This window comes from uncultured Subdoligranulum sp. (assembly GCF_937890665.1).
Genome location: NZ_CALADU010000082.1, coordinates 1 through 11,223, shown reverse-complemented (window position 1 = coordinate 11,223; position 11,223 = coordinate 1). Strand labels below are relative to the sequence as shown.

Below are 11,223 nucleotides of genomic sequence, written 5' to 3'. Positions count from 1 at the left end.
TCCCGTGCTTCCGATCTGCCCGCCTGCAAATCTGCCAAGGCTTGCTGCTCCTGCTTAGCGTCCAAGGGTGCCGGCAACGTATCCGCCCCGTTGATATAGTGCAGTTCTTGCGGCGAAAAAAGGCGCAGACACAACAGATACAACGCCCGGTTCATCTGTCTAAATGTTTGCATGTGGCTTCCTCCTCCATTCACAAAAAATCTCTTCCATACAAAGCTTCATAACCATCACTGCCAAAAGATTGCGGCGCGAAAGCCACAGCACTTCGCCCCAATGCCAAAACGCCATTCGGAGTAATCAGTCCGATTTGCCGCACAGCAAACCCCGGCAACAGACTCCTCTGAGAGGCCGTTTGGCAAGGGATCAATCGCAGACGTACTCCGTCTGGCGGCTCCCCCGGAGACTTTCCATCAAACCAAGCCATAAGATATGTTCGGATCGTTTCTGGCAATCGATTTTTGGCATCCGGAAAACTAACTACCAACACCGGCAGGCATGTGATCGGATCTTTCAGATGGCATCCGGTATCCAGCATCGCGCGCAGATGGACAGGCAGGCCGGCCAATTCCACCTCCACGCCAATGGTCTCCGGCGTAGGTTTTCGCCGCTCCAAGACGCGCGCTCCTATTTCCACTGCAAGACACCCCGCAGCAGAAAGCCCCACCAGTAACAAAGGCGACACCCTGAGATATACCGTCAAATTTCCTGTTTGCAAAAGTTTTGTACCGGTTTGCAAAACCACCAGCAATGCCAGTCCGGCAATCAAAATGTTCATGGCAGCATACCAACATGCGGCCGTCAACAATCGCACTTTATTGGCTGTTCCGAAGGTGACCGCCGTAATTAAAAAAGCGGTCCCTACCTTGTATAACAGTTGTATGGCATAGGGTTGTTCCGGCACAAACAGAACGAGTGCCGACAAAGCCGCCACCGCGCTGCCAAGCAGCATGCGGATAAAAGCTGCGTGCTGTCCACTGAGTACACCTGCCGCCAGCAGCAAAAAGTAGGCAGTTAGAAAGTTGACGAGCAAAAGCACGTCCAAATAGATCACCGTTTTCGTTTCACCGCCCCCTATACGCGAACACTGTTTTCTACCAGTCTATGGGGAGAAGGAGATGAAAATGCGCAAACGGTGAAAGACACAAAAAAGCGACCCGTCTCCCTAGGAGACAGGTCGCTTTGCCAGAAATCAGCTTCTTTATTTGAGTTCCACCACGGTCACACCGCTTTCGCCCTCGCCGTAACGTCCCAGCCGGAAACTTTTGACCGCTTTATGAGTACGCAGGTGTTTTTGAATGGCACTTCGCAATGCACCGGTACCGTTGCCGTGAATGATATACAAAGTCTGCTGTCCTCGCAGCATACCACTGTCCAAGAACTTATCCACTTCTGCCAAGGCTTCCTCTACCGTATAACCAAGCAGATTGAGTTCCATACTGGCTTTTCTGCCCTTGTCCAACTGTACCCGCGTGCTGGACCGGCGCGGCTCACGCACAGGGCGCTTTTCCATCTTATCCGGTGCTCGCAAGCCGGAAAGCGGCACCTTGGTTTTCATAATACCCGCACGTACTTCCACCATGCCATCCCGGTCCGGCCGAGCGGTCACCGTGGCCAACTGATTGAGCTCTGCAATCACAACCTCTTGCCCAATCTGTACTTCTTTCAATGGTACATATTCCCGTTTGACCGGCTTGGCGTCAGTCCGCTTAAGAAGATTTTCTGTGTCCTTGCGGGCAATTTCCCTTGCGCGGATGGCGCGCTGTGCTGCATTGGTTTTCTCGTCTTTTTGGATGCGGCGCAGTTCATCCGTCAGTGCGTACGCCTCATTTTGCACCTGCTGCATCAGTTCATGAGCTTGACGGCGGGCATCCTCTAACTCTCGTTGCCCTTTTGCCACCAATTCTTCCCGCTTCTTTTCAGCGCTTTCCAAGGCATGCTCTGCTTCATAGCGTGCCTTTTCCGCTTCTCCCTGCGCCTCTTTCAGCTGTAATTTCAAGTCATCTAGTTGTGCCAACACACTGTCCAAACGCTTATCGTCATTGGACATATGATTCCGTGCCGCATCGATGATCTCCTGAGGAATCCCCAGCTTTGCGCTGATCAAGAAAGCATTCGATTTACCGGGAACACCCACACTAAGTTTGTAGGTGGGCATCAGCGTTTCCACATTAAACTCGCAGCTGGCATTCACAACGCCGGGGGTTTCCAACGCATACACTTTCAGTTCCGCATAATGGGTCGTGGCCATCAGCAGGCTTCCCTGACGGCGCAACCGTTCCAAGATGCTCACCGCTAAGGCGGCGCCTTCGGCGGGGTCTGTACCAGCCCCCAGCTCGTCAATCAGAGTCAGCGTTCCTTTGCCGGCCCGTTGCAGAATGCCGCCAATACGCTTCATATGGCCGGAAAAGGTGGACAAACTTTGCTCGATACTTTGCTCATCACCAATATCAACCAAATATTCACGGAAGGTGCAGACCACGCTGCTCTCATGAGCAGGAATCAAGAAGCCATACTGCGCCATCGCATTAAGAAGTCCCGCCGTTTTGATGGAAACAGTTTTACCGCCGGTGTTGGGACCGGTAATGCCCAACGTGTCATACTCCTCACCCAGCGTAATATCCACCGGGACCACCTGCTTTTTATCGATAAGCGGATGGCGAGCCCGATTCAGCCGGAACCGAATCGTATCGCTGACGGTAGGCAGAAAGGCGTTTTGTTCCACCGCCAAGCGCGCCTTGGCCAGCAACAAGTCGATTTGCAGCATGGCGTCGTAACTGTAAGAAAACTGCGGCTCCAAAGATCCAACCTGCGCGGAAAACGCGGAAAGAATCCGAGTGATTTCCTCTTGTTCCTGTGCACGCAGCTGCATGATCCGTGCATTGGCTTCCACCACTGCGGTGGGTTCCACAAAAATCGTTGCACCCGTGGAGGAAACATCGTGAATAACGCCCCCCACTTCGCCGCGATATTCTGCCCGCACGGGAACTACGTATCGCCCATTACGAAGCGAAACAACCGCATCCTGCAAAAACTTGTTAGTGGTAGAATTTTTAATGATGTTATCCAGCTTGGTGCGGATGGAATCTTCCGTTTGGCGAATTTTCCTGCGCAGATCATGTAAAGTCATGCTGGCAGTATCCGCCATTTCCTCAGGTGAAAGGATGCTTTCGCTGATCTGCTTTTCCAATACCGGCTGTGGAGCAAGCGCATAAAACAAATCATCTGTCGGCAACATATCGTGATCGCTCAGGCCATACCATTGGGAAAGTCCCGCGAAATTGCGCAAGGTGGCGGCAATTTCCAAGAGTTCACCCATAGAAAGGATGCCGCCTTTCTGGGCGTGAGCCGTAATACGCCGCACATCTGATACACTGCCGAAGCGCGGACTGCCATTTTTGATTAGCAACCCATTGATGGCATCGGTCTGCGACAACGCAAAGCGTTCTTCTTCCGGTGTCATATACGGTTCCAGCGCCTGCATTTTTTCTTTGGTTTCGCGGCAAGCGCACAGTTGTACAGCCCGCGCTATGATTTTATCCAGTTCCAGTGTTGTTTTATAGGAAGTATCCATGAGGGATGCTATTTCTCCTTATTCCAGTACAGTTTTTAAAAAGTCAAGGCTTTTTAGGCCATGTTCCAAATGTGCCAGCAAATATTGTTCGCTGACACGAGATAGGTCCTTTAGGCTGGCCGGCGCCAACGTGAAAGAAAACAGTTTGCGGTCTTCCGCCAAACAAATATGCCGGAGCGCATACAGTGCAGCGGTATCCAAATTGGGAATATGGCGAGCTTTATCCGCACAAGCTTCACAGAGCAGGTATCCTTCTACGGGGTCCAGATAGAACTCTCCGCCATCATAACGCCCACATTCTGCACAAGCCAGCAAATTAGGCTGGTACCCTGCCATACTCATGGCACGCAGCTCATAAATGGTTTTTAACTGCCGCAAAGGCAGTTTTTTGGTGCCGATCATATACAGGCTATTCAGCAGCAACCGTAGCTGCGCATCTGCTTCCGGCGGTGCGGGAGCAAGTTCTATTGCAATCTCAGCCATGTAGGTAGCCAAAGACATGCCTTCTACTGTTTCCGCCACGCCATAGAACACTTTTTTGACCTGCGCCGAATCCACAAAGTAGTGACTTCTTCCGCTGGTCAAAGTAAATTCGGAATAGCAAAACAAACCGGAAGCGCTAAACAGTTTATTCTTTAACCGAAGACTCCCCTTTGCGGATGCCGAGACAATCCCCAAATCAGGTGTCAGCAGTGTCAGAATCTGATCCGCTTCCCCCACTTTGACTTGGTGGAGCACTACCCCCGTTGTCGCAATCTGCATCGGTATCCTCCCGCAGCAAAGACTGCCGCGTTTTATAGTTCAAGTAATCATAAATACTTCCGGTTTGCAAAAAACGCGCCCAGTCCCCTGCCAAACAAGCCATCTTGGCTGCCCCCTTTCCGCTGTTGCTATCATAGCATAGTAGAAAGGGAAAAGTTGTCCAACGGCGGCACCGCAGCAATGGTCAAGGCTTAGCGAACCCCAACGAATTCAGTAGTTGCTCGTTATCCCGCCAATCTTCACGCACCTTGACCCAACACTGCAAGTTTACTTTTACACCCAGTAGTTCTTCAATATCCAGCCGTGCGGCCGAAGCGATCTTTTTGAGCATCTGCCCGCCCTTGCCAATGATCATCCCCTTGTGACTTTTTCGTTCACAGTAGATGTCCACATCAATGTCGATCAAGTCTTTGTCGGGGCGCTCTTTGAATCGCTCCACCACCACAGCAATGCCGTGAGGGATCTCTTCCCGCATAAACAGAAGCGCTTTTTCGCGCACCAATTCTGCGACCAGTTCTTTTTCCGGCATATCCGTGAAGGCATCGTCATCAAAATAATGGGGGCCTTCATTTCCGTACGGCTTAAGCAGTGCAAACAGCTCCTCGCACCCTGTACCGTCTTTGGCAGAAACGGTAACCACACTGTCAAAGCAGCCAAAGTCTTCGATTTGCTGTTTGCGCTGCGCAAGTGCCGAAAAGCTATCCAAAAGATCCACCTTATTGATGACTGCAATAGCTGGACCACCTTTTTGCAGAGCTTGGATCATCTTCAGCTCCGAGTCAGTAAACTCACCGGCCGGCTCGAACAGCATCATCGTCACGTCCACGTCTTTGAGACTTGCCGCCGCCGTCTGGGTCATTCGTGCATCCAGTTTATTGCGGGCTTGATGAATGCCCGGGGTATCCATCAAAACATATTGCACTGGTCCTTTGGTGATCACACCCGTGATTCGGCTGCGAGTCGTCTGAGGCTTCTGGGTGACGATTGCCACCTTCTCCCCCACCAAATAGTTGGTCAGACTGGATTTTCCCACGTTCGGACGCCCTACAAGCGCCACAAAAACGCTGCTGGGCATTTCAGGAATCGGTTTTGCCATTAGGTTGTTCGCCTTTCTGTGTTGAATCATAACGGAAAATAAAACGGTAAGCCGGTACAAGGGCAATCACGCACACAATGCCCAGCCACGGAAATTGGCACAGACGTCCCCACAGAGCCATCCATTTGGGAACGATCAGCAAAAGACCTATCGCCAAAGCTCCCACTGCCACAACCAGCACTGCGCCGGCGGCCATATCTTTCGCGGCGCCGGCACTCCACCAGTGGGTAGTGTCCGGCTTGTCCACCGCGCGTTCAACAGCGGAGTTCATCAACTCCATCCCCAAGACCGACGCAATACACAGCACGATCAAACACCATTCCACAGCCGAAAGCCCCGCCAGCCATGCCGCCACGAAGGCATAGCACGCCGCACAAAGATGAAAACGGAAATTTCTTTCCTGCTGCACAGCGGCACGAATGCCGTTCCATGCATAGGCAAATCCGCGGCCGAAACGGCGAATCTCAGATTTCATCGCTGGTGTACGAAACGGTACGGGGCAAGCCCAATTTAATCAGTACCGCTTCTTCCTTTTCCCGCATACGTACTGCTTCCAGACCTCCGGCTTCGTGGTCATAACCCAGAAGGTGCAGCATGGAATGTACGGTTAGGTACGCCACCTCGCGCTGTAACGAATGACCATACAGCTCTGCTTGTTCCATGGCCCGTTCCATCGAGATGACAATATCCCCTAGGATTTTGCACCCGTTCTCCTCGTTGATGTCATATTCGCCGTTTTCTCCCATGGGGAAGCTTAGTACATCCGTAGCCGAGTCTTTGTCGCGATACTGCTTATTCAATTCATGAATCCGGTTGTTGTCCACGAATGTCACACTAATCTCGGCAGATCCGTCAAATTTTTCAAAATCCAGTACTGCGTTGCAGCTCCGCCGAATCAAAATTCGCAGCCCGGAAGGAATTTTGACAACGTTCTGATCATTGGTAATCAGCACTTTATTGGACATAGGGTATCGACCTCCTGTATATATTATCGCCGGGATGCCTGCCCGGCTGCTTTTTCATAAGCTTTTACAATCTGCTGCACCAGACGATGCCGTACCACGTCTTTTTCAGTCAGGTAAACCTGCGCAATGCCTTCAACATCCCGCAATACCGTCAAAGCATCCACCAAACCACTGCGGACCTTATCCGGCAAATCTACCTGCGTCACATCGCCGGTAACCACCACTTTACTTCCCACGCCCATACGGGTCAAAAACATCTTCATCTGTTCCGGGGTAGTATTTTGCGCTTCATCCAAAATAATAAATGCATCGTCCAATGTGCGGCCCCGCATATAAGCCAACGGTGCCACTTCAATAATTTGCTTTTCAAACAATTTCTGAAACGTTTCTGCGCCGAGCAGATCGAACAATCCGTCGTACAACGGTCGCAGATAAGGATCCACCTTATTTTGCAAATCCCCCGGTAGGAAGCCCAACTTTTCACCGGCTTCCACCGCAGGACGTGTCAAAATAATGCGGCTCACATCTTTTGACTTAAAAGCTTTTACAGCCATCGCTACGGCCAAATATGTTTTGCCTGTACCGGCCGGTCCTACGCCAAAAGTAATTGCATGTTTTCGAATTGCGGCCAGATATTCCCGCTGGCCCAGTGTTTTGGGGTGGATCGGTCTTCCTTTAGCCGTTACGGCCACAAAATCATCCGTCAATTCCCGCAGCCGTTTTTCCTCACCATCACGGGCCAAGCTAATGCAGTAGCGTACGGTTTGTTCCTCCAGAGGGGTGTGGTTCTGCATCAAAGTAACCATACCATCCACCGCATGAGCGGCTGCATCCACATCTTTTTCAGCGCCGCTGAAACGCAGTTCCGAACCGCGGCAAACCGCCGTAACCCGGAACTCTTTTTCTAATAGATGGATATTCTGGTCGCAGTTGCCAAAAATGGCGGCTGCCAGTTCAATACTATCCAATTCAATGGATTGCTCTGCCAAATTTCTTACCCTCCATATACGATACATCATGGTAACCCATTCAGATTATATCACAATTTTTCTCAAAAGAAATTGTCTATTTTGCACAAAATTTTTCATATTCTTTTGACGGCACCCTTTTATGCGCCTGCTTTTCCCGCTTTAAGGGGTTCCGGTAGCTATATCTGCACAAAATTGATAGGTAATGGTACAGGTTTCGCCTTGTTCATCACGGGTAATTTGACGCTGTTCTGATTCAATTACCGCATCCGGAAATTCCTCGCGCAGTTGGATTCGACAGGCACGACGAGCCAGCGCTTGTGCCTGCTGGGAAGAATAGGTAATGTTCTGAGGGGAAGCCTCCCAGATCGTTTGACGATACATACATCCCGGCAAACTCACTCTTCCCAAATGCAGCGGCTCCCATGTTGCCTGCATGCTTCCTTCTGCAAAATCAGAATCAGGCGCAGCAATTTCCCACGGATGCCCCAACAAATATAGGGTCTCCTTGTTTTCACTTTTTCCATACAGGCATTCTGTCTCTACGGAATATGGTTGGTATGCGGTATAGCTTTTTTGTACGCGCCCCAAAACTCGTCCCGCCGCACCTTGCAAAACCTCTTTTTCTTCCCGCCCCCATCGCACCACATCTACCAAAAGCTGTCCTTGCTCCACAGTCTGCCCCACTTCTACCGCCGTGAACCCGCTCTGGGTTTCTACGGCAACAATTTCTGCCGCAGCTTTCGCATATAAGGGATGCATCGGAGCCTCTTCTTGGATGGTTTGATACTCCGCCGGTGTACTTTCAACGGACACACAGCCGCCCGTAAAGTTCAAACTAACCCAACCGAAAATATCACTTTGCTCTAAAGCAACATTTTGTGCCGCAGCCAGTGTTTCATCATCCAACCATACGCCTTCGTAAATCCCCGCTTGATAAAGAAGCGCCCGCATTCGCGTAGCTTCAGCTTCTTCAAGGTTTCCAAAATCGATCGTCCAGACAAGCCCCCCAAAGCATTGCAAAAGCAGCATAAACAAGCAACTGCCCAGCGGGATTCCCGGGCGGCGAAGTAGCTTTTCTGCCCAACGTCCGGGACCGCGACGATATAATACGGTGAATTGCCAGCCACCCTGTCGCGCAAGTGCGGCCAATTTTCGATAATCAAGGCCTACCGCACGCGCAGTAAAACCATCCGGTTCCCAGCGCAACTGTGCCAGCCGAATTTCCTGCGCAGCCGCCAAATTGAGAAATCGCTGCAAATTCTTTCCCTGCACCCGAAACACAAAATCGTCTGCGGCCCAAACGCTACGTTGCATGCTCGGATGCCTCCCATTTATTTTGAAATGTAATGTGTTGAATCCGTCCAGCCAGAATCAGCCTTTTTCCTGCCAAAGATTCTATCCGAAGTTCTGTGCCATAAAATGTTACTATAAAGTTTCCCATGTCCAGACAAATTTTTTCTGCCCCAAAATCCAGCACTTTGCGGCATCCTTCCGTCATCAAATACCCACCGCGCAATTCAAATTCCGGTAAACGATAAAATTGTTTGGTCGGTTGTGCCAGCATACCGCGCAGAGAAGCCCCTTTGGCAGGGGTGCGTCTCGGCTTATATTTCGGACGTTTCATAGCCCTGCCCTCCCGCAAGAATCCTTGATCCCTTCAATATACGTAACCGGAGGTCTATTCTATGAATCAACACTGGAAAACCGTGCGCCTTCCCCTTCTCCTTTGCGGAATTTTCTCCTTTTTGCTGCTGCGCAATCCCGGTTTGGCATCGGAAGGATTTCAAAGCGGCTTACAACTTTGTATGCAGACCGTACTGCCTGCGCTGTTTCCCTTTTTTGTAGTCTGTGAATTGTTGGTTGCCTGCCCTTTACACGGCACAGCGCTGAGACTTCTTGCCTATTTGTTTGGATTCCGGCAAGAAAAAGCCGGCCTTGCCCTTTTACTTTCTTGGATTGGAGGCTATGCAGTCTGTGCCCGCCTCACCCATCACCTTTCTCGTCATGGTGAACTTACACGTCGGGAAACTGATCTTCTATTGTTGTTGGGCTGCTGCTCCAGCCCCGGGTTTGTAATCGGTTGTGTGGGAGGACTGCTATTGGGGAATCTCCGTCTGGGTGTACTTTTGTATGCTGTACAAATTGCCGCCAACCTTCTTTCTGCCGCATGCTGTTTGCCGTTTTTACCCTCGCAAGATACATCCGCGCTATCTCATCCTGATACGGCCGCCTCGACACCCAACTTTTCCATGGCCTTGAACACAGCCGTGAACAGTTGTATGCAGGTTTGTGGATGCGTTCTCTTTTTTCGTATCGTCAGCGCTGTCATGCAACCGTTTCTTCCCCCTTATCCGATCGCACTTCCTATTTTTAGCGCCCTTTTGGAAATCAGTTCTGGATGCTTCGATTTCGCCGCACAAGGTGGGCAGTGGGCATTGTACGGCTGCTGTTTCTGTCTCAGCGTATTGGGCCTATCTGTGTGGGCGCAGCTTTCCGTACTCTTGCAGGGAACAGGATCGCTACGTCTTTTGGCTGTAAGCCGTTGCATCCACCTTTTTGTATCGTTCTTTTTGATACGTATGCTGGTATGCTTTTTACCCGGAGCCACCGCTGTATACAGCACGTTGACTTCCCGTGTCATTCCGACACATCGTTTGCCGTGGGATGCCGCCTTTTTAGGATTTTGCTTTATTTGTGCCGCACTTTACAAGGTTCGCCAAAACTTCTATAATTAATAAAGTATATTTCTTTATTTTGGGGTGACGCTATGTTTAAGAAAGTATATTACGGCAGCAAGATTGCACCAGCCTGCGCTTATTGCTTACATGGAACCCCGGCGTCCGACCCCAAAATGATTCTATGTAAACTGAAAGGTGTGGTTTCTCCCTATTACTGCTGCCGTCGCTTCCGATACGATCCTCTTCTGCGAGTACCCCACCGCCAAGTTCTTCCGGAATTGGATCCCAAAGATTTCACGCTGGAATAATAGCAAAAGGAGTCCCTTATGGAACAGCCCAAACGCAATCGACGTCAAGAGCTGCGTCTTCTCTGGAAGGAGAAAAAAGCCGTCACGCTGGTCTACATTCTTCTTCGCACCTCTGTGCTGCTGGTCATGTTGGCACAGATCTTCAACCGAAATTTTGAGAACGTTTTCTTGTGTGTACTCACCTTACTTTTGTTTTCCTTGCCCTCTTTACTGGAGCGGAAGCTGGATATCGATCTGCCTAACACGCTGGAAATCATCATTCTTTTGTTCATCTATGCCGCCGAAATTTTAGGAGAGATCGGTGCCTACTACGTGACCTTCCCGTATTGGGACACCGTATTACACACCTTAAACGGTTTTTTGTGTGCTGCAATCGGATTTTCCTTGCTAGACATCCTCAATCGGCACAGCCGTGCTCGCTTTCATCTTTCCCCCTTATATCTTGCAATCGTTGCCTTCTGCTTTTCCATGACGGTTGGCGTGGTATGGGAATTTTTCGAATGCGTAATGGATCAGTTTTTCTTTCTGGATATGCAGAAGGACAGTATCGTTCATAGCATTGGCACAATTTTGCTCGACCCAACGGGTGGCAATCATCCCGTGGCGCTTCATAACATTGTGGATTTGATCGTAGTGCAGGCGGACGGAACCCAGACCGCTTTGGGGCTGGGCGGCTATTTGGATATTGGTTTACTGGATACGATGGAGGATCTTTTTGTCAATTTTATCGGCGCGCTTATCTTTTCGATTATCGGCTACTTCTATGTACGCAGCCGCGGGCAAGGGAAATTTGTCAAACGTTTCATCCCCATCGCCAACAATAGCACCCCGCTCTCGAAAGAAAAAGGTGAAGAATCCAAATGAATTTCATA

At 50.4% G+C, this 11,223-nt stretch carries 12 protein-coding genes; 3 read left to right on the top strand and 9 right to left on the bottom strand.

The features are described 5' to 3' along the window. Window positions 1-190 precede the first annotated feature (190 nt). The 9 genes from Q0526_RS04580 to Q0526_RS04540 all read right to left on the bottom strand — a co-directional run bounded on the left by Q0526_RS04580 (window position 191) and on the right by Q0526_RS04540 (window position 8,989). A complete protein-coding gene (locus Q0526_RS04580) occupies window positions 191-1,051 on the bottom strand; it encodes a sigma-E processing peptidase SpoIIGA (protein WP_298731276.1) in 861 nt (286 codons plus the stop codon). 147 nt (window positions 1,052-1,198) lie between these two features. After that, window positions 1,199-3,571, bottom strand: coding sequence for an endonuclease MutS2 (locus Q0526_RS04575; protein ID WP_298731275.1), 2,373 nt, complete (start codon window positions 3,569-3,571; stop codon window positions 1,199-1,201). Between the two features lie 18 nt (window positions 3,572-3,589). Beyond that, window positions 3,590-4,333 (bottom strand): DNA repair protein RecO, encoded by a 744-nt coding sequence (recO, locus tag Q0526_RS04570; RefSeq protein ID WP_298731274.1) that lies wholly within the window; start codon window positions 4,331-4,333, stop codon window positions 3,590-3,592. A 184-nt stretch (window positions 4,334-4,517) separates the two neighbouring features. Next, window positions 4,518-5,429 (bottom strand): GTPase Era, encoded by a 912-nt coding sequence (gene era / locus Q0526_RS04565; RefSeq protein WP_298731273.1) that lies wholly within the window; start codon window positions 5,427-5,429, stop codon window positions 4,518-4,520. Beyond that, the gene (locus Q0526_RS04560) at window positions 5,410-5,904 is read right to left on the bottom strand and encodes a diacylglycerol kinase family protein (RefSeq protein ID WP_298731272.1); all 495 of its coding nucleotides are present in this window, start codon (window positions 5,902-5,904) and stop codon (window positions 5,410-5,412) included. Before Q0526_RS04560 ends, era begins: the two co-directional genes overlap by 20 nt. Next, the gene (gene ybeY / locus Q0526_RS04555) at window positions 5,894-6,394 is read right to left on the bottom strand and encodes an rRNA maturation RNase YbeY (protein WP_298731271.1); all 501 of its coding nucleotides are present in this window, start codon (window positions 6,392-6,394) and stop codon (window positions 5,894-5,896) included. The genes Q0526_RS04560 and ybeY overlap by 11 nt, the downstream gene beginning before the upstream one ends. 23 nt (window positions 6,395-6,417) lie before the next feature. Continuing rightward, entirely contained in the window at window positions 6,418-7,383 is a 966-nt protein-coding gene (locus Q0526_RS04550; RefSeq protein ID WP_298731270.1) for a PhoH family protein, read from the bottom strand. 141 nt (window positions 7,384-7,524) lie between these two features. Continuing rightward, window positions 7,525-8,679: a sporulation protein YqfD gene (locus tag Q0526_RS04545; RefSeq protein WP_298731269.1), complete on the bottom strand. Its 1,155-nt coding sequence runs from the start codon at window positions 8,677-8,679 to the stop codon at window positions 7,525-7,527. Continuing rightward, window positions 8,669-8,989 (bottom strand): YabP/YqfC family sporulation protein, encoded by a 321-nt coding sequence (locus Q0526_RS04540; protein ID WP_298731268.1) that lies wholly within the window; start codon window positions 8,987-8,989, stop codon window positions 8,669-8,671. Before Q0526_RS04540 ends, Q0526_RS04545 begins: the two co-directional genes overlap by 11 nt. 61 nt (window positions 8,990-9,050) lie before the next feature. Here Q0526_RS04540 and Q0526_RS04535 point away from each other — a divergent pair, with 61 nt between their 5' ends. Genes Q0526_RS04535 through Q0526_RS04525 form a run of 3 tightly spaced genes read left to right on the top strand, consistent with a single transcriptional unit; the run spans window position 9,051 to window position 11,215 of the window. Continuing rightward, complete coding sequence (locus Q0526_RS04535) at window positions 9,051-10,100, top strand: hypothetical protein (protein WP_298731267.1); 1,050 nt, start codon at window positions 9,051-9,053, stop codon at window positions 10,098-10,100. A gap of 32 nt (window positions 10,101-10,132) precedes the next feature. Continuing rightward, entirely contained in the window at window positions 10,133-10,351 is a 219-nt protein-coding gene (locus tag Q0526_RS04530) for a hypothetical protein (RefSeq protein WP_298731266.1), read from the top strand. An 18-nt stretch (window positions 10,352-10,369) separates the two neighbouring features. Then, entirely contained in the window at window positions 10,370-11,215 is an 846-nt protein-coding gene (locus Q0526_RS04525; protein WP_298731265.1) for a hypothetical protein, read from the top strand. Window positions 11,216-11,223: the final 8 nt, after the last annotated feature.